This window comes from Pseudomonas syringae, assembly GCF_000737245.1.
GTDB classification, from domain to species: domain Bacteria; phylum Pseudomonadota; class Gammaproteobacteria; order Pseudomonadales; family Pseudomonadaceae; genus Aquipseudomonas; species Aquipseudomonas syringae_J.
The window spans coordinates 72011-91353 of sequence record NZ_JPQU01000022.1 but is presented as its reverse complement, the minus strand read 5'-3'; the positions used below and the strand labels follow the sequence as shown (position 1 = coordinate 91353).

18 protein-coding genes are annotated in these 19343 nt (G+C 59.6%); 2 read left to right on the top strand and 16 right to left on the bottom strand.

Translation table 11 applies throughout. The annotated features are described in order from the left end of the window. Window positions 1-193: 193 nt before the first annotated feature. Window positions 194-2992 carry an ATP-binding protein gene (locus tag IV01_RS18755; RefSeq protein ID WP_080290231.1) on the top strand — a complete coding sequence of 933 codons (2799 nt, stop codon included), beginning with the start codon at window positions 194-196 and terminating at the stop codon, window positions 2990-2992. Between the two features lie 201 nt (window positions 2993-3193). On the opposite strand, the gene IV01_RS18760 is transcribed toward IV01_RS18755, so the two are convergent. From IV01_RS18760 to IV01_RS18825, 14 genes are all read right to left on the bottom strand, one after another. Next, complete coding sequence (locus IV01_RS18760) at window positions 3194-6970, bottom strand: hypothetical protein (RefSeq protein WP_032627013.1); 3777 nt, start codon at window positions 6968-6970, stop codon at window positions 3194-3196. Between the two features lie 288 nt (window positions 6971-7258). Continuing rightward, window positions 7259-8305: an EscU/YscU/HrcU family type III secretion system export apparatus switch protein gene (locus IV01_RS18765; RefSeq protein WP_032627011.1), complete on the bottom strand. Its 1047-nt coding sequence runs from the start codon at window positions 8303-8305 to the stop codon at window positions 7259-7261. Window positions 8306-8473: 168 nt separating this feature from the next. Next, complete coding sequence (sctT, locus tag IV01_RS18770) at window positions 8474-9286, bottom strand: type III secretion system export apparatus subunit SctT (RefSeq protein ID WP_032627009.1); 813 nt, start codon at window positions 9284-9286, stop codon at window positions 8474-8476. A 6-nt stretch (window positions 9287-9292) separates the two neighbouring features. Beyond that, window positions 9293-9562, bottom strand: a complete 270-nt coding sequence (locus tag IV01_RS18775) for an EscS/YscS/HrcS family type III secretion system export apparatus protein (protein WP_032627007.1) — start codon at window positions 9560-9562, stop codon at window positions 9293-9295. 4 nt (window positions 9563-9566) lie between these two features. Next, window positions 9567-10220 (bottom strand): type III secretion system export apparatus subunit SctR, encoded by a 654-nt coding sequence (sctR, locus tag IV01_RS18780; RefSeq protein WP_032627006.1) that lies wholly within the window; start codon window positions 10218-10220, stop codon window positions 9567-9569. Next, entirely contained in the window at window positions 10217-11245 is a 1029-nt protein-coding gene (sctQ, locus tag IV01_RS18785; RefSeq protein ID WP_032627005.1) for a type III secretion system cytoplasmic ring protein SctQ, read from the bottom strand. Before sctQ ends, sctR begins: the two co-directional genes overlap by 4 nt. Beyond that, window positions 11242-11715 carry a hypothetical protein gene (locus IV01_RS18790; RefSeq protein WP_032627004.1) on the bottom strand — a complete coding sequence of 158 codons (474 nt, stop codon included), beginning with the start codon at window positions 11713-11715 and terminating at the stop codon, window positions 11242-11244. Before IV01_RS18790 ends, sctQ begins: the two co-directional genes overlap by 4 nt. A gap of 31 nt (window positions 11716-11746) precedes the next feature. Further along, window positions 11747-13054, bottom strand: coding sequence for a FliI/YscN family ATPase (locus IV01_RS18795; protein ID WP_032627003.1), 1308 nt, complete (start codon window positions 13052-13054; stop codon window positions 11747-11749). 17 nt (window positions 13055-13071) lie between these two features. Further along, the gene (sctL, locus tag IV01_RS18800) at window positions 13072-13701 is read right to left on the bottom strand and encodes a type III secretion system stator protein SctL (RefSeq protein WP_050507320.1); all 630 of its coding nucleotides are present in this window, start codon (window positions 13699-13701) and stop codon (window positions 13072-13074) included. After that, window positions 13701-14330, bottom strand: coding sequence for a hypothetical protein (locus IV01_RS18805; protein WP_032627002.1), 630 nt, complete (start codon window positions 14328-14330; stop codon window positions 13701-13703). Before IV01_RS18805 ends, sctL begins: the two co-directional genes overlap by 1 nt. After that, a complete protein-coding gene (sctJ, locus tag IV01_RS18810) occupies window positions 14327-15109 on the bottom strand; it encodes a type III secretion system inner membrane ring lipoprotein SctJ (protein ID WP_032627001.1) in 783 nt (260 codons plus the stop codon). The genes IV01_RS18805 and sctJ overlap by 4 nt, the downstream gene beginning before the upstream one ends. A 4-nt stretch (window positions 15110-15113) precedes the next feature. Next, complete coding sequence (locus tag IV01_RS18815; protein WP_032627000.1) at window positions 15114-15563, bottom strand: hypothetical protein; 450 nt, start codon at window positions 15561-15563, stop codon at window positions 15114-15116. A 14-nt stretch (window positions 15564-15577) separates the two neighbouring features. After that, window positions 15578-15799: a hypothetical protein gene (locus IV01_RS18820; protein ID WP_032626999.1), complete on the bottom strand. Its 222-nt coding sequence runs from the start codon at window positions 15797-15799 to the stop codon at window positions 15578-15580. 80 nt (window positions 15800-15879) lie between these two features. Further along, window positions 15880-16443, bottom strand: coding sequence for a type III secretion protein (locus IV01_RS18825; protein WP_418903513.1), 564 nt, complete (start codon window positions 16441-16443; stop codon window positions 15880-15882). Window positions 16444-16660: 217 nt separating this feature from the next. Here IV01_RS18825 and IV01_RS18830 point away from each other — a divergent pair, with 217 nt between their 5' ends. Continuing rightward, window positions 16661-17443 (top strand): tetratricopeptide repeat protein, encoded by a 783-nt coding sequence (locus IV01_RS18830; RefSeq protein WP_032626996.1) that lies wholly within the window; start codon window positions 16661-16663, stop codon window positions 17441-17443. Between the two features lie 11 nt (window positions 17444-17454). Here IV01_RS18830 and IV01_RS18835 read toward each other — a convergent pair whose 3' ends face one another. Together IV01_RS18835 and IV01_RS18840 are read right to left on the bottom strand one after the other, a co-directional pair. After that, the gene (locus IV01_RS18835; RefSeq protein ID WP_032626994.1) at window positions 17455-17850 is read right to left on the bottom strand and encodes a hypothetical protein; all 396 of its coding nucleotides are present in this window, start codon (window positions 17848-17850) and stop codon (window positions 17455-17457) included. Between the two features lie 169 nt (window positions 17851-18019). Then, window positions 18020-19288, bottom strand: a complete 1269-nt coding sequence (locus tag IV01_RS18840; protein WP_154232189.1) for a type II and III secretion system protein family protein — start codon at window positions 19286-19288, stop codon at window positions 18020-18022. Window positions 19289-19343 lie beyond the last annotated feature (55 nt).

The following is a 19343-nucleotide window of genomic DNA, read 5'->3' as shown; positions in this document are numbered from 1 at the left end:
CTCACTTCTGGTGCGTTTATTGATCCTTCGACAATTGCACTGTGATTGTTCCTAGTGCGTTTGCACCTGAGTCCTTGGGCTAGATCTGTGGCTTGTTGACATCAAGGATTCAGAAGCACTCAAAGCCGTAACCATCAGGTTGGATACTGCAGCCTGACTGGACGATAAGAACCTCATCATTAAAGGTTTACTCATGAATCTCGACAGAGTCAGTCCCGGAATGCCCGGCGCCTCAGAAGCCGCTGACAGGTCTGAGCCGGAAGAGGCGATCTGCTTCGGCCCGTTTGTGCTTTTACCCAGGCAGCATTTGCTGCTCAGGAATGGCGAACCTGTACCGATGGGCAGCCGTGCACTGCTACTGTTGATTGCCTTGGCCAGTCGCTCGGGCGAACTGTTGAGCAAAGCCGAATTGCTTGCATTGGTGTGGCCCAGGCTCGTGGTTGAAGAGTGCAACCTGCGCGCACAAATCGTCACCTTGCGCCGCGCACTGGGGGATGACGGGGATTTTGGTTACATCGTAACGGTACCTGGCCGGGGCTATCGCTTCGTCGCGCCGGTCGCAACCCAGGCACTGGCTCCCGAACAGGCCGCTGCGCAGGAGCCCAACGCAGAATTGCCGGGCATGATGAGTCAGATCATCGGCCGGGATGCCTTACTCGATGTTCTACAAGAACAAATCGCCAGCCGACGGTTCGTCACCATCACTGGCCCCGGCGGCATCGGCAAAACCACTCTGGTGCTCGCCCTCGCAAACCGGCTGCTGGCGCAATACCCGCAGGGCATCAGCTTTATCGACCTGGCCCCGGTGAGCCGCACCCAACGGGTCAGCGTGGTCATTGCTTCGACACTGGGCATTAACTGCACCACTGAAGATCCACTTCAGGTGCTGACAAGCCAATTGGCAGCGAGCAAGGCACTGCTGATTCTCGACAACTGTGAGCATGTGCTTGAGGAAGCTGCCATTTCAGTGGAAGCGATCTTGCGCAACGCCCCGCACTGTTCAGTACTGGTCACCAGCCGTGAGCCGCTGCATGCCGAAGGCGAGTTTGTCCACGACCTGGCGCCGCTGCCCTCGCCTACCGATGCCAGTGCTTTGACCGCCGCGAAGGCTCTGGACTATCCCGCCATTCGCCTCCTGGTCGAGCGCATCGCTGCTCACGATCTGGGTTACGTTTTCACCGATCAGGATGTGCCGGCCGCCGCCGAGATCTGCCGAAAACTGGACGGCAATGCCTTGGCCATCGAAATCGCTGCGGCTCGGGTCCGGGCGTTTGGCATTGCTCACCTGGTGGATTTGCTGGATGGCAGTTTTCGCTTGCAGATGACCGGTCGACGCACCGCTCTGCCCCGTCATCGGACGTTGAGCGCGGCCCTGGACTGGACCTTCGCCCTGCTCTCGCCTGATGAACAGGCCATGCTGCGTCAATTGTCCGTGTTCACCGGACTGTTCACCCTTGGGGCAGTCAAGGACGTCGTCGCGCTCACCGGCACTCAGGACCTTACGCAACTGCTGGAAAGCCTGATGGACAAATCGTTGGTGATCGCCTGCGAACAGGGCCCGGCCAAACGCTACCGATTACTGGAAACCACGCGCCTGTATGCAGCACAAAAACTTGCCCAGCACGCAGAAACCGATGCCTGTGCGCTGCGTCACGCCACCTATGCGCTGCTGGAGCTGAAACAGGCAGTGCAAAATCTCGCCAGCACTTCACCTAGTGCCTGGCTTGAGCAGTACGGGGCTTTGATCGATACCGTCCGGGCTGCGCTGGACTGGGCGTATTCGGACAGCGGCAATGTTGACCTGGGTATCGAGCTAACCCTTATCAGCGTGCCACTCTGGCTGCGCCTTTCACTGGTTGGCGAATGCCATGACTGGGTCCATCGCGGCCTGGAAAACCACAATCGCCTGACCCCGATACAGCCCCGTCAGCGGATGTTGCTGCTGACGGTTTCAGCCAGCGTGATGGTCCTGACTTATGGCGCCGGCGAAAAGATTCGTCAGGCCTGGCTGCAGGTCAGCGAGGACGCGCGGATGCTCGACGATACCGAACACCAACTGCGCGCCCTCTGGGGTCTGTGGAACGACCGCTGCTGCAGTAACCACTACCCCGAAGCGTTGGAACTGGCTGACCGCTACTCAGCCCTGAGCAAGAGCTCCAACAGCACCGAGCGTGAATTGCTCGCCAAACGCATGCGCGCCACGGCGCTGTTTTACATGGCGGATCTCGACGGCGCCCGGCAAGCAATCCTGGAAGCCTTGAGCTCTCCACTCCCTGCCGATGCGCACGTGATCGACAAGCATTTCGATCAGCGCATCGCCGCTCGCTCGCTGAAGGCGCAAATTCAACTGCTGCAAGGTAACGTTGGCCCGGCAATGCTGATCATTGATGAGAATGTCAGCCAGGCCATTACTCTCAACCACCCCGCGACGCTTTGGTACACCCTGTGCCTCAGCGCGATTCCTACCACATTGCTGGTCGGCCATTTGCAGAAGGCCCGTTATTACTTGTCGTTGCTGCAAGACAGCATGGCCGGGAACGATCTGCACATCTGGCATCAGTTCACCCTGTGTTTCGAGAATATATTGCTGATCCGTCAGGGTTCGCCGGAAGAAAGCGTGCCGCGCCTGGGTGAGGCCCTGCTGCAGTTGCACGCTCAGGGCGACAGTCCGCTTTACAGCCTGTTGCGCAGTGAATATGCCCAAGGACTGGCGTTGCTGGGTCTTGAACAACTGGCACTGGAAGTGATCAGCGAAACCCTGCACATCGCCCAGGCCCGAGGCGAACGATGGTTCGTGCCTGAATTACTGCGGATCAAGGCGCAATTGCTGCTTAAACAAGACAAACCTTCACTGCTACCCTTGGCCAATGCAACACTGCGCGAGGCCATGAATGAAGCCCGCAATCAGGGCGCCGACTTCTGGACCGCCCGCATCGCCGCCGACCAGGCCCGGCTGCTACCAGTGGAGCTGGTGTGTTCGGGGGGGAATTGAGTAGCGCCGGACCCGACGCGCTGTCGAACGGCAAACGTATGCCCCTGTAGGAGCGAGGCTTGGTCTGGGCGGCATTCCGACGATAAGGGCACCATGATTTAGCGGGCGCACCGCGTCATCGTTCATCGCGAGCAAGCTCGGCTCCTACAGACCATCTCTAACCCGATGGAGCGCGTGACAGCACTCTGACTTGCTCACTGTCTACTTGAACCGATAAGGACTATTGGATTCCGGCTTCTCGTAAAACACCGTCTCGCCCGGGGTGCGGTCCATGACGTCGATGAGTTTGAGCCACGTATCCAGATCGTCGGTGCTGAGCTTGGTATCGCGCTTGTCTTTCTTCCAGAGGTTATCCAGCAAGTCGAAGAAGCCTTTGTCATTGAGGATGAATTCGGCGGCGGCTTTTTCCTTCTCGTCGCCATCGTTGAGGATCTTCTCGAAGTCCTTCTTGCTGACGATATCGTCCTTGCCATTCCAGTCGTCCCACTTCTCGCGAATGGTCTCGATCTCTTCCTTGTGCGCGTCGTAATAGGCCTTGTTGTAGACGTCCATCGGCAAGCCATTGGTGTTCTCGCCGACGATGCCATTTTTGTCCTTGTGCAGGCTCTCATCGAGACGAATCATTGATGAGCCCTGATCCTGCGGCGTTTCCTGGAAGTGTTTCCACTCCTCGGCCTGATAATCGAAGATGCTCTGGTCATCCGGGGCATCGCGCCCTTCGTATTCGTAGAAGCTGTAACGACCGTATTCAAGCTTGTCGCCCCAGTCGCTCTGCGCGAAGCCCAGCTCGGCCTGGTCCTTGAACCACTGGCCTTCCTTATCGGTCGCCTTCTGTTTTTTCTGGTGGTCGACGAACACGCTGATGATGCCAGTGATAATCCCCAGGCCCGCGGTGATCAGGAACAGCGGTGCTGTGGCGCCTGCAATGGCGCCGATTGCCGGAGTGATCAATCCCGCGATGCCGATGCCTGCCGCGACAGTCCCGGCCGCACCCGAGACGATCTGAAGGCTGCCGTTGGCAATGGCCAGATCGCTGCCTGACTTGATGCCATCCTTAATGGCGATTCCGCCCATGACGATGTCGGCGATGCTCATGACATCCGGAGCTACGCCCAGCACCTTGACCACGGACCCTGCAATTCGCGCCGAGACGTTAGGCAACACTTTGGCGGCACCTTCCGGCGCAACGCCTTCAACACTTTGCGTAACGCTTTGCACGTCCACCAGGCTACCGGCGCCCGCGCTTCCGGCAGCCGCGTCCGCAACGGAGATGCGCATGCTGTCGACTACATCATCGGCGGGGACGGGGCGGTTGTCCGCTTCGAGCATGACGTTGATCGACTCGCGATCAATCTCGCCATTGCCGAGCATTTCGGCAAGATTAACCCGGTCATTATCAGCAGGCACCGCTTGGCCGTTGCGATCCAGTTGCTCCTCGATCCCGGCAGCGAACGCCTCTCGTGTCGGCGGTGGAATATCACGGGCGGTCATGTACTCGACAGCGTCTTCATACAGCGTGGAAACCGCGTCGCTGTAATTGGAATAGCCCGAGCTGGCCACCGACTCTGGTGCGGCGGTGTTGGCAGCGCGCTCCAGCTCTGTGGCGATGTTGCCAGCATCATCAGCGTCCAGGGGCGGCAGGTCAGCAGCCGCACGCTGGGCATTGATGCTCTGCAGAAGGGAGTCCTGAGTGATGTTCAGGTTCAGGTCCGTTGCCAACTCGTTCAGGTTGCCGTATTTCGAATAATCCCCCGGAGGATTGCCGCCCGCGCGGGTGACGATATCGTCCAGCAGTTCGCGGCTGACATCTTGAGAAAGCGTGCCTGCTTCGTTGACTTCGTTGACCAGGCCGATCTGATCAATGACGTTGCCGCCTCCGTTACCCGCATTGATACTCTGCAGTTCGTAGACGCTTTCCAGTCGATTTTGCAGGCCTTCGTCCACAGCGGGAACGTCGTTGGCCGCCTGCGCTGCATCGATCTTTTTCGTCCACGGCGCTTCTTTGCCCCAGATCTCCGGCAAGGACTTGCTCAAGCCCAGCAGCTCGGCGGTATTGGTTTTGGTGAACAGATCAAAGACGCCGGTCTTCTCGAACTGCGCGCCCGAGCCCAGGAAGGTGATGAAGTCCTTGGCAATGGCCAGACGTTCCAGCGGATCGTCGCTGAGCTGACCGTTCTTGGCCGACAGCATGTAAATGGCGCCACCCAACGAGGTGAAGCCTGCCGCAGTGCCGAATACGCCGTTTTTGTTGAGCGTACCGATGGCTTTTTTGAAGCCCTCCTTGTCCTCGGCCCCCACGTATTTACCCGCGAGGTTTTCCTCGAACTGCGCCTGGGTGATCTCGCCTTTGTTGAGCTTGTCCATCTGGTCCGAGAAATCGCTGAGCTTGGTCTTGTTATCCAATAGCTCATTGATGAATTTCTCGATGGTGTCCTGAGTGCGGCGGGGGATGTCCGCCATACCTTTGATGCCTTGCTTGAGCGCCGAGAAAATGTCCTTGAGGGCCAGCTCCTTGTATTCATCGGGGATGCCGCCGGGGTCGGCCATCAGCTTGTCGACTTCGGCCATCACGCTGTTTTTCTTCAACTCGGCCTGGGCATCCTTGGCCAATTCCGGATCAAGCAACTCAAGGCTGGAGAGCAGGCGCGCCACATCTGACTGGCCTTCCGCGTTCTTGCCGGACTTCTCAAGATCGTTGAGGTATTCGACAAACTCCAGACTGGTGAGCTTGCTGTGCAGGTCCTTGGCCAGGGCTTCCTTGTCGCCACCGCTGACTTTCTCGATGGCCGCGTCCATCTCAGCCTGATATTCCTTGCCGATCTTGTCTTTCTCGCCATCGCCATTGGCGAACAGCTCGCTGAGAGCTTTGTCGATATTGTTGCCGTTGAGAATGTCCTGCATGTCGGCGTCGGTCAGGGTTTCCCCTTCGTCGTCGAACTTGCGCCAGGATTCTGCGCCGCGGGGGTCCTCCACGTACGGCGTGATTTCACGCCCGCTTTCCATGGCAGCCTTGGCCTCAATGGCCATGACCAGCTTGTAGATATCGCTGTCCTTGTCGACTTTCTTGTCGTCGACCAGCTTCTGGTACTTGTCCATCAGGTTTTTGGTGGCGAGCTCGACCACCGTCAGGTCTTCAGACTCTTTGTCCTTTTCGTCCGCCTTCACGCCGGTGGGCTTGCTCAGAATATCCAGATCGTCGAGATTGCCCAGCCCGTGCGCATCGCGGATCGTCTGGATGTCGCCTTGCACGCCGTCGCTGCTCTTGTCCGAGACCCGGTCGTACAATTCTTTGTTCTGGAATTCAGAAACCACGTACTTCTTGCCGTCACGGCTTTCAAACTCAATTACGCCGTTGCCCAGATCATCTTCTAGACCGGGCTTCATGATGTCGTGCTCGGCAACGTAGACATTCTCGTCGGCGACTTCACGGCCTTCGTTGTTGACGCGATTTTCAAGGGTGACCCTGGACAGGCCCATCTGCTGAATGCTCGCGAACAGCTCCGGGGTGAGCGCTTTGGAGACCGTGACCTTGTCCCCGTCCTGATTGACGTAAGTGACGACTTCAGCCGTTTCCAGTTCACCCTGCCATTCGAAGTTCTTGATGTCTGCCCACGCCGGGACTTCGGTATTGCGATCGGCAATGACGTTGCCGTTATCAATGGCGCTCTGCACCTGGCTTTTCTGCGCAGCGGACTGGTTCAACGAGTCAAGTTGCTTGAGGAATTTGAACAACTGCGGATTGGTCGAGGCGGCAACCACGACACCCTGCCCGTCACGCTCATAACGCATGTCGCCGTTGTCCGTCACCGACACACTGGTGCCGTCAATGGGCGGCCATGTCTCGTTATCCGTCGCGATGCGGTCAGGCTTTTTTTCTTCGTTGCCTTTAGTTGCAAGCAGAATGCTGCGCTTGAGCCTTGACTCGAAATCGACAAAACCTTCGCGTGGAGTGGTGTCGGTTTTGGGCGTGATGTTCATGAGCGCCTCGCAAGGTAAGGCTGACCTTGAAGGCAAGGCCGCAAGTAAAAAAGCGAAAAAAGGACTTCGCCAATTCTTACTGTGATCACCTGCAAAATGCTGTGAAAGGTTGTGATAAAGGCCGGAACGTGGTGGCTTTATAATGGCAAATCAGCAAAGCGGAACGCTATCAATTGTGGGAGCGGTGCTCGCCCGCGATGCAGACGCTGCGGTGTTTCAGGTGCATCGAGCCAGCCTCATCGCGGGCAAGCACCGCTCCCACAGAGGACCAGATTTGATCGCTACACCTCAAATCAGCCGCGCCGCTACCAACAGGTCCGCCACCGCCTGAAAGGTGTTATCCGGCACCGGATCGCCCGGCACAGCGCGGCGGGCGATTTCGCTGGCCAGTTTCGGGTCCATGGCGTGAGCGATGCTCAGTGTCGTGGCCTGGGCAAGCATGGCCTTGGAATCTTGTGGGTCCGCTCGGCAAACCACCACCGGCACCGGGGTTTCGCCGCGCACATAACGCACGCCTACTACCCAACCATTGGCGGTGCCAATCATCAGCGACGCACGATTCAGACCCAGCTTGGTCGCCAGCGCCTGCATCTCCCGACGCTGACGCTGACGTTCGCTCTTGATCAGCGGGTCGCCATCGACATCCTTGCGTTCGCGCTTCTGCTCACTGCGGGTCATTTTCATGTCGCGGCCGAACAGCCAGCGCTGCATCAATACATCCACTGCACCCACCAACAAAAACGCCGCCAGTACCGTGAACACCAACGGCTTGAGCACCAGATAAAACGTTGATTCGATGCACCCTGCCCCGCATCTTGAAGACTCCATCAACGCCTGCAAGGCCATACGCCCTACTACGTAAAACGCCAGCGCCAGCAGCACCAGCTTGACCAGCCCTTTGAGGAATTCGACAAAACTGCGCATGGAGAAAATGCGCTTGAAGCCCTCGGCCGGGTTGATGCGCTTGAAGTCAGGCTTGATCGGTTCGACTGAAAACACCACCCCGCGCATGCTGACGATATTCGTCAGGATCACCACCCCAACGGTGACGCCGACTACTGGAAAGGTCAGGCTCAGCAACAGTTGCTCGGCGGTATCCAGCACCCGGGGCCAGACACTATGAAAGGGCTCGATATAGATCAGTGCCACCAGATCAATCAGCGCGGTGATCTGCGCTTGAGCCCTGGGCACCATGATCGAAATGCACAGCGTGCAAAACAGAATGACCATACCGGACACCAGGTCCTGACTCTTGGCAACCTGCCCCTTATCCCGGGCGTCGCGCAGCTTCTTGTCCGTGGCCGGCTGGGATTTCTCTTCGCTGGTATCAGCCATGATTGCCTCGCGAGGTCATGATTACGCCACGCTGTCGTTCAGTACGAGGTCCCTGTAGGAGCGAGCTTGCTCGCGATAGCAGTTTCCCAGTCAAAAGAAATCTGCCTGATCCAACGCTATCGCGAGCAAGCTCGCTCCTACAGGGACCGCGTTTGCTAAGCGACAGCGTCATACCGAACCCGCCAGCGTCTTGAGGAATTCCACGGTGCCACGAAATTCCGCCAGTTGGTCGAGCATCACAGGGATCAGGAAGCTGATGTAGATCACCATCAGGACCGTGAAGAACAGGTTTTTCACCGGCAGCGACAAATCAAAAATGTGCAGGTTGGGTGCCATTCGCGACAGGTACGCCAGCATCAGGTCGGTGACCAGCATGCAGATGATCAGCGGCGCAACCATGACCACTCCGATGCGCATGACCTGATCGAGAATCTGCAGCACCGCGATCAGCGCCGAGCTGGCGAACAAAGGGGTGAATGCAGTGACGGGCCAGAGCTGGTAGCTGTGGTAATAGCCATCCACCATCAGAATGAAGCCACCGGACATGAAGAACAGGGTGATCAGCATCACCGTCAGTAAAGTGGCCATGACACTGGATTCCCCCGAAGACAAAGGGTCCACCAGTTGCGCCATGGTCGAGCCGCGCTGCAAGTCGATCAGTTCCCCCGCCACTTCAGCCGCCCAGAAGGGAATGCCAAACAGCAGGCCGATCAAGAGTCCTATCAGAAATTCCTTGATCATCAAAGCGGCGAGAAACACGCTGCCATGCTCCGGCAGCGCAGTAAATGCACCGAACACCGGTACGAACATCGGGATGGCAATGGCCACCGCCACACAACTGCGGATCATCCCGGTCAGCCCTAGACGATTGAACGCCGGCGTGATGACCACCACGCCCATGGCGCGGCTGGCAGACAAGGCCGCCGAGCTGATCACCGGATAGGCGACCTCAATGAACGTCGTGGCAAGGTTTGCATCCATGCCGGGTCAGCGCGTCCACAACGGAAAGTTGTCCAGCACCTGACTGCCCAGTTCAGCCACCTGGCTGGCCAGCAATGGCCCGACAAACACGATGACCAGCAGCACGGCCACCAGCTTCACCACTTGCGGCAGGGTCTGGTCCTGGATTTGCGTCAACGCCTGCAACAAGCCCACACCCAGCCCAACCAGGATCGCAGCAATCAGTGCTGGTGCAGACAACAGGAGCACGGTCATCAGTGCCTGGTTCATCAACGAAAGGAAAACGTCCTGCCCCATAAAATCACCCGTAGCTAAGAATCAGGCCATGCATCAAGCGCGACCAGCCGCTCAAAGCGACGAAAAGGAAAATCTTCAGCGGTATCGATATGAGCGTCGGTGAAACCATGGACATGCCCATGGCCATCAGCACGTTGGCCACCAGCAGATCCACCACCAGAAACGGGATGTACAGCAAAAAGCCAATCTCGAAGGCGCGGGTCAGTTCGGAGCTGACAAAGGCCGGAACCAGCACCACCAGGTCATCGTCACGCAAGTCAGCCCGGGCTTCGGGGGACCAGATGGTTTCCGTGGCCTGTACAAAAAAGCCCCGTTCGCTTTCGTTGGCGAAACGCTTCAAGTGCTCCTGCAACGGCGGCCTCAGGGCATCGCCCAGCTCCTTGAGCTGTTCAACGTTCTCCATGTTCAGGTTGCGCCCTTCCACTTGCCGGTACATGTCGCCAATCAACGGCGTCGTGACGTAAACCGAGAGGATCAGGGCGATGCCGTACAGCACCATGTTCGGCGGCGTCTGTTGCACGCCCAGAGCGTTACGAATCAGGAACAGCACCACGGAGATTTTCATGAAGCCGGTCAAGGTCACCACTGCCAGCGGGATCAACCCGATGCTGGCAACGACAACGATGATCTCGATCAGATTGGGCTGGTATCCATTCATGGAGTGGCAAAGCTCAGCAGACGTACACCCAGCCCGTCGCCGATCTTCACCAGTTGGCCCTGGCCGACCCGGCGACCATTGACCATCAGGTCCACGCCGTCATGCAGTTGCGGGCTCAGCTGCACCAGGCTGCCGGTGCCCAGCTCACGCAACTGCGCCAGAGACAACTCGACGCTGCCGACCTGACATACCAGCTTCAACGGCAGATCATCCAGGGGCGAGTCCAGGCTTTGCGAGGCAGCAGATTCGGCAGATCCAGTCATGTCGTCTTCCTTCAAGAGATTGAGCGCAATCGGTTGTTCAAGCAGCGTCAGGGTGTTGCCGTGCAGCTCGGCCCGAGCCTGCAAGCGGCGTCCTTGCAGCACCAGGCGCGCCTGCCTGTCAGGCCAGTGATCGAGCATCACCACATCACCGGGGTTCAGGCTGCGCAGTTCGGCAACGCTCAGCTCGGCTTCGCCGCTCTCCACCGTCAATGGGACCCTCAGCGCGGGCAGTGGGTGCGCAGCGGGCGTGGCGTGTCGCTCAAGCAGTTCGGCGAGCAAGGTGGCGGCTACGGCGCTCAGTTGCAGCGCCACGCTCAACGGCCCGCCCTGAGCCAGTTGAATCACCATGGTCAGGTTCAACACCAACGGCTGGGTATCCAGCACAGCGCTGTTATCCACAATCCGCAGCGGCACCCCGGCCAATAGCTCAACCGGTTCGATCACGCTGAGCAAAGCCAGCTCAAGCAGCATCGCACCAGGCAGCCCGGCGAGATCAACCGACCTGAGGCCTAGCAGTTCCAGCGCCGCAGCGGGCAAGGTCATCTTGATCGGCGCATCCCCCAAGATCAGCGCCACTTCGGTCCCGGTGTCGGCAGACTGCACAGCGCCAGACCACTGCACCGTCATCGCTAGCCCTGCGCATTGGCCTGTCCAGAGCTGGCGCTGGCGATGCAAACGGTTGTGCAGTGCCAGCCATTGCGGGTCGAGATGGCTCAACTCAGCGGCGAATGGCGTCCATGGCTGGTTTTCCAGACAGGTCATCCAAGGCCTCCGGGCATTGCACGGGGCATTTCATCGGCCTCATCGCGGTGCTCGCCCGCCCGTCGCTCGTGCCGTTCACGGCTGTCGAGCAACGAATCACAGGCCTCGGCCTGACGTTGCCGAGCCATACGGGCGATGCGGAATACCTCCCGCTCCTGCTCCTGGGTTTCCAGGGTCTGAGTGGCTTCGCTGACACTGACTTCAAGTTGCTGCTGGCTGTCGGACAAGTCCTGCAAATGTTCCTGCGCCGCGTGCCAGGCGTTGATCGACAGCCCTTCACTGAATGAGCCGTAGATTTTCTCCGCTTCGCGGGCAATGGATTCGCGATGCAGGCGCAGCTTTTCCTTGGCGTCATCGAGTGCGCTGTTGGTCTCGCGGCAGCGCTGTTGTTGCGCCGCCAGTTGGCTGGATGCGCGCTGTTCACGCAATTGACGCAGTGCTTGCAGACTACGCAGGTCGTTGGTTTTCATTGGGCCTTTCCTGACTTTTCAACGGCAGTCTTCATGCCAGTACCTTGCGCATATGTTTGAGGGTTTGCGCGGCGCTGCTCGGTTCACTGGAACCCTGACGCATGAACGCTTCGATCGCGTCATGTCGGGCAATGGCTTCATCTGCCAGGGGGTCGCTGCCGGCGGCGTATTCGCCGACGCGGATCAGCATTTCGATTTCGTTGCGCCGCGCCATCAGCTCACGAATGCGCATGGCCATGTGGCGCTGCTCTTCGCTGCACACCTGATCCATCAAGCGGCTGCGGCTGCGCAGGACATCCACGGCGGGGAAGTAGTTGCGCTGAGCCAGTTCAGCGCTGAGCACGATGTGGCCATCGAGAATCGAGCGGGTCTCTTCAGCCACGGGGTCCATGGACGCATCGCCCTCGGTCAGCACGGTATACAGCGCCGTAATACTGCCCGTCTGCCCTGGACCGGCGCGTTCCAGCAGACGTGGCAGCGCAGAAAAGAATGACGGCGGATAACCGCGACGGGTCGGCGGCTCGCCCACGGCCAGGCCAATTTCCCGTTGGGCGCGAGCAAAGCGGGTCAGGCTGTCCATCAGCAACAACACATTGCGCCCCTGATCGCGGTGGTATTCCGCCAGGGCCGTGGCAACGAACGCAGAGCGCACCCGCTCGGCAGCGGGTCGGTCTGACGTGGCGACCACGGCCACCGTGCGTGCGCGAGCCTGAGCATCGAGTTGCACATCCAGCAACTCCCGCACTTCCCGGCCGCGCTCGCCGATCAGGCCAATCACGATCACGTCGGCGTCGGTGTTGCGCACGATGCTCGCCAATAGCGAAGACTTACCCACACCAGGCTCACCGAAGATCCCCATGCGCTGGCCCTGAGCCAATGTCAGCAAGCCGTCGATGGAGCGCACGCCGAGGGACATCGGGTTGACGATCAACTGCCGGCTGAAGGGTGCAGGCGGCTCGGCGTGCAACGGATAGCGCTGCATCACACCCAGCGGCGGTATGCCGTCGCCATCCAGAAAATCACCCATGGGGCTGATCACGCGGCCTAACTGTCCGTCGCCAACACTGACCCCCAGGGTTTCTCCTGTGGCGGTAATTTCAGTGCGGGTCGACAAGCCTTCCATGGAACCGATGGGCGAGAGGATCGCTTCGTCCTCATCAAAGCCAATGACCTCGGCCGCCAGACTGCGACCACTGCTCGGGTCGCGCAATTGGCACAGTTCACCAATGCTGACCCCCGCCACGCTGGCCCGCAGCAGAACGCCCCGAATACTGCGAATGGTGCCTTTCATTGGCCGCAAACGGGCTTCGCTCAATCGCTCGGCCAGACGCGGCAGCATGTCCTGTAAGACGACGTTCAAGACTGCGTATCTTCAGCAAAAGGAATTAATGTGCGGCGCAGATTCTGCAGCTGCGCCTCAAGTCCCAATTCCACCGAACCCACCGGGCTGCTCAAACGCGCCTGCCCGGCGGACAACTGATCGTCGGACTCCACGGCAATGTTTGGCAGGCTGTCCTGTTCGGCCTTGATCCGCCGCCGCACCGCATCGACTTCCTGGCGGGGCACGAACAGGGTCAGGGCCTGATCCTGACGAAACGCGCTCAATGCCTTGCGGGTACAGCGCACCACGCGCTCGGCATCGTCCATTTCATCGAGCACTTCACGGACGATGCTCAGGGCCAGGTCAGCCAGAGACGTTTCCAGTCCAGCCAACCATCCGTCAACCTGTTGCGAGGTTTCTGCCAACAGCACGCTGATCTGTTCGGCACCTTGCTGGCGTGCCGATTCAAATCCTTGCGCGCGGGCTTGCTCCAGCCAGTCGGCGCTGTCCTTCCGGATGGCTTCGGCCTGGTCTTTTGCAGCCTGCAGAAAGGCATAGCCATCCACCCATTGCTGGGCCTGCGCGGCGCGAATGATGCGCAGCGCAGGACGACTTGGCAGTTGGTTAGCCAGCTCAGTCACTGGCTCGTCAGGTAACTGGCTCATCAGGCAACCTCCTCTGCTGGTCGGGTCCGGCTCGCCGCCACGCTGCGCACGATGCCGAGAGCGCCAGGTATTTGCAGGTCATGCACCTGTGGGTCGTCGAAACGCAGGCTCAACCACTGGCGCAACTCAGCAGGCTGCGCCCGCAGCCAGGCGGACACGCAAGCGGCACCGTCACGGTCAATCACTTCCAGCAACTCAGCCGGTTGGCGCAGCAGGTCGGCAGCTCCGCCCGCCCCACGATGAGCAAGGGCCAGCGCGAACACCTCATTACCCAACAAACGGCGCAGTTCGCTGACCACATCGCCACGAATCTCGCGACTCAGGGTCGACCCATGCCACACCGCGCCGCACAGGCGTGGCAGTTCCTGGAAGGTTTGCGCAGGCAGCAGCAACACCGGCAGGTCCAGTGGGTCGGGCTGCGCCGAAAGCTCCAGCGCCTGTAACCCGAAATGACTCATGAGCAGTTGCAGCAGGCGCTCTTGGAAACGCTCCTGTTGGCGCAGTGCAGCCAATTGTTGCGGGCTGACACTGGCCGGGAAGCATGCTTTTACGTGCTCCGCGCCGACAAAGCTCAGCGGCTGATCAAGCAGGCTTTGCCACGCTTGGTGCTGGCTGGACAGGGCGTTCATTTGAGGTCATCCAATACGTACAACGCCTGGGACCTGCTGCGCTGCCATTGTTGCCAGCCCAGCACACCCGCCAAGGCCAGTGCGCACAGCAGCAGGCCGCCAAACATCATGCGCGCCTGGGGCAGGTTGTCTTCAAGCATCCACAAGCCCAAGAAACTGACCAGCCGTGGTTGCGAACCGGCCTTGTCGGTCGTCACGGTGGCCTTGATCGCCGTCACCGAAACGCCTTCATAGCTGAGACCGGAAATGCCGTTGGCGACCAGCGTCTTGATCTGCGGGATCAATTGATTGATATCGGTGTTCGGCTCATAACGCACCAGCACCGACGCCGACGAGGGTGAGATGACCCGCTTGAGCAAATCGTTATCCGGCAATACCACATGCACACGGGCCGAGATAATGCCGTCGATCTGCGACACGCTGTGGGACAGTTCTTCGCTCAGGGCAAACACCATCTGTGCCCGCTCCTGAACCGGCGACGAGACCAAACCATTGCTCTTGAACACCGCGCCCATGTTGGAGAAGGTCTGCCCTGGCAAACCGGCTTTATCGAGCAGTTTCATGGCCTCGGCAAAGCGTTTTTCATCCACCACCACTTTGAGCTGACCGTCGTCCTGGACCTTGCGTGACGCCGGTACGCCTTCGCGCAACAACACCGCAACCATCGCGTTGGCTTCGCGCTCGCTAAGGTTGGTGTACAGGTCGATATCGCAGGCCTGCAACAGCCCGGCCAGGACGACGACGATCATCAAACGCAAAGCACGACAGCGGCTGGACATGGTTTTATTGACCTTTCAAGAGCGTGTTGGCGGAACCGGAAATCTGCGTGGCACCGCGCACCACCATCTGGGTTTCGATGGAGTAATCGAACATCTTGCCCAGTGAATGCACGACCTGATCGATCTGCTGATCACCCACTTTTTTCGGCGGCTCACCAGTGCTGGAGGCGTTCGCTACCGAGAAGCTTTTCTCTGTGCCGGGGGTCGCCGAACTGGCGGGCGTGGGGCCATTGGTCAGCACGTCGGCCCGCTCGGAGAACGTGCGCGAGCGATCGATAAAGCCATTCAGGCGCTCCATCAGACCGTCGCCGATCTGATGGGGGCTGGCGCCTGCAGGCATGCCCTTTGTGCTGTTGGCCATGTGTTCAAAGAGGTTCTGGGAGGCTTGTAAACCTCCCTGCCCTCCTGACGGGGGCAGGGCCGCCGTCGCTGTTCCTGCAAGACTAACGGTCATGATCGCGGCCTTTATTATTCGTCATCTTCCGAGGACTGGGCTTCGTTCAGCATTTCCTGCGCTTTGGGCATGATGATGAACTGCCCGCCAATGGTAACGGCCTGGGTGATGAGGGCCTCGGTGAGCTCCTCATCACTCATTTCCGCTTCTTTGGACTTGTCCACCGCCGCATTGAACTGCGCTTCCGGCGTCGCGGTGATGTTGCTGGTGCTGCTGTCTACTGGGCTGATTGACATGGTGTTTCTCCTTCGTCGTTGATGTATTAGCGGTTAAGGGATTGCCGTTGAGGTTCAGTTGCAGAGCTCAGTTGTTGAGCTCAGTTGCTTACTTCTGTAACCACACCCCCACGGAACACCCGCACGCCACGCTCACGCGCCACTTGCTGGACAGGCGCAGGGCGTTGCTGGTGATCGACGTGTTGCTGGATCATCGCCAGATACGCGGGCGGCCCTGAGACAAACAGCTCATTGCCATCGGGGCCGGGACGCACTGACATCTGCTTGCCATACACATCAAGGCTGGCCAGATAGTCCTGCAGTTGAACGAGGGCTTGCCCCTGGGCCTTGAACAACCGCGTGCCGGTCTCACTGTCGGCGGTGAGGTGCAAGATGTTGCCGTCGAAGTACCAGCTCAGGCCGTTGGAATCACACAGCAACGTCAGGAACTCGCCAGCAGACTCACCCCGCACATTGCTCCGCGACTTGCCGCGCACCTTGTCCGACATGACCACGATCAGGCCCAGGTTGTGGCCGAATTCTTCCAGTGCCGAGCGCACGTCCTGCTCTACCAGAACATAGGCGTAAGGCTTGGCGAACCAGTCCGGATTGGCGTCGGCCTGTTCGTCCTGCGCGCGTGCGATGGTGGTGATCATCAGCAGCATCAGCAGGCAGACAACCAAGTAGTTTTTACCCATGACACAGCCCTCGTGCCTGCGAGCTGGCAGCCCGGAACCGGGCCGAAAAACCGCACATATAACGGTCGCTATTCAGGCTCAAGTCGATAAAATGACCGCCTCGTCGAGCATCCGGATGCAGTTGAACCGCTGCGGTTTCCACAAGGTCTTGCGCCTCGCCACTCACGCCTGAAGAGTCCTGTTTATGCCCACTCGTTTTGCGTCCAGCCTGCTGTTGCTTGCCACCGTCACGCTTGCGTCCTGCGCCACTCAACCCGCTTCCGACGGCGGCTATCAACGCTTCATGCAACTGGCTGGCGACCTGCAGAAACGCGGCGACTCCAACAGTGCGGCGGCCCTCTATGAAAAGGCGACGCAGCAACCCGAAGCGCAGATCGAAGCCTGGCTCAAACTGGGTGAAACCCGGCTGGCCAGCGGCGATGCCCGAGGTGCCGAACGCGCCTACCAGCAAGCCCTTGAACTCAAGACTGACAGTGCCGACGCCCTGCTCGGGCTGGGTACCGCGCAGTTGCGCCAAGGCAAACTGGAACGGGCGGTCAGTGCCTTGACCCAGGCCGCCGCACTGTCTGGCCAGGCGGATGCGTTCAACCGTCTGGGCATCGCGCAAATCCTGCTCGGTCATGCCGACGCAGCCCAGACTGCCTTCGGCAAGAGTCTGGCATTGGCGCCCAACGACCTGGATACCCGCTGTAATCTGGCCCTGGCTTACGCCTTGGGCGACCAGTCGCAACTGGCTCTGGACAACATTCGTGCGGTCAGTGAATCGCCCCGTGCGCAGCCCCGTCACCAGCGCAATGAGTTGCTGATTACGGTGCTGGCCGGTCGTGAAAAGGACGTCCAGTCCATGCGCCTGGAAGACATTCCCGCCAGTGAACGCAAGAAGCTGGTGACCGAGGCGCGACGCATCAAGGCCATCAAGGACCCGGTCGTTCAGGCCCGTGAATTGGGGCTGGTCGATACCCACTGAGAAGACGCAGTTCATCGGCCCTCCTGGGTGTTGGCGTTTTTCTCTTGTTCAGCCTGGCGGCGACGCAGCTCTTCCCGGTCATAACCGTCGATATACACCTGCGCCGCTCGGCCCACGGGCGCGGCCATGGTGGGACCTGATTGGCGCCCTTGCAGCAAATCCGAGCGTTGCTCGACCATCTGCAGCAGGGTGAGGTTGTTGGCGCAACCCGGCGGCAGCAATGACACGTATTGTTCTTCGTCGGTACCGAACTGGTCCTCGGCGGAGGGCTTGAGGCACTCCACCGGGATCAACTCGACCCGGCCGTCTGCACGGGTCAGCGTCTGATAATCAGGGGAATAGGAAGCCGGATCCAGGTGGGTTTTGCAGCCGGTGAGTAAGGCTAGCAACACGCTACTTATGAACACACCGCTAAACCTGTGGGAGCGGTGCTTGCCCGCGATAAGGCTGGACGCGATAGACCTGAGATCCGCAGCGTCCTTATCGCGGGCAAGCACCGCTCCCACAGGTTCGGCGTTTCCTACAAGTTCTGTGTTCGCTGTGCGACAGCTTGCTCGGTTCATGGTCGCTCCTCGATCAGTTCATGTAGAAGCCGAACACGCCGTTGTTGCGCGGTCCGGTTGAGGCGGTGGTCGCGCCAGCGGGCCGGGCATCAAGTGGCGTGGCCAGCGTCCGAGCGCGCACCGGCTGGACCAGATACGGCGTGATCAGAATCACCAATTCAGTTTCATTGCGCTGAAAACGCTTGGAGCGGAACAGATTGCCGAGGATCGGCATATCGCCCAGCATCGGCACTTTCTCGACGTCCTGGCTGCTTTCACGCTGGAACAGACCGGCAATGGCGAACGTCTGCCCGCTGCCCACTTCCACCCGGGTATCGGCACGGCGCACGCGGAACGACGGCACTTGATAGCCATTGACGTTGACCGTGCTGCCGCCCATCAGGCTGCTGACTTCGGGACGTACTTGCAGGGCGATGCGATCGTTGGGCAAGACCGTAGGGCTGAACAACAACGACACGCCATAGGGCTTGTATTCGATACCCACCAGATCGCTGTTGACCGGCACCGGCACGGCCACTTCGCCGCCGGCCAGGAAGCTGGCGGTCTGGCCGGTCATGGCTGTGATGTTCGGCTCGGCAAGGACTTCCAGCACGCCATTGCTTTGAAGCGCCTCAAGCATCGCGTCGATGTTGACATTGCTTGAAGCAAGGCCTGCGCTGACCACGTTTGACGCACCACTGGCCACGTCACCCGCCAGCGCGCCACCTGTCAGCAGACCGAAGGAAAACGTGCCGTTATTGAACAGCGCGTTCCAGTTGACGCCATAACGCAGCAGCTCGGAGCGCGACACTTCAGCAAAGCGCACGCGGATGTTGACCTGTGCGGAGCCCGCATACGAAGCACCGTTCAAGGAGGTTTTGAAGTCCTGGCCTTCGCTGCTGAGCAAGGCGTTCAAGTCAGTCGCTTCGCCGACGCTTTTGACCACACCTTTGGCGACCACGCGATTGCCTGCCCCGGTAATCTGCGCCTCGCTACCGGGATGCAGATCTTTCAAAGGCCGGGCCACGGTTTGGGTGCCGCTGCTGACCGCAAGACTCAGGTTTGCCAGTTCTTCGCCTTCCGGCCCCAGCGCAATCAGGCTGGTCTGACCAGCAGCTTTGCCGAAGATATAGATCACACCTGGCGATACCACTTGCAGATCGGCGATACCAGGCTCGGCCACCAGCACCGAATCCACCGGCGCCTTGAAATGCAGAATGCGCCCTTCTCCTGGCGCCAGGTCGATAGTGCCGGTACTGCCTCTGGCAATGTTCTGGGCACTGGCCAGTCCTGGCAGCAGCATCGAGCAAGCGACCAGCAGAAAGCCAATACGCACAGGCAGTCGAAACAGGGAAAAA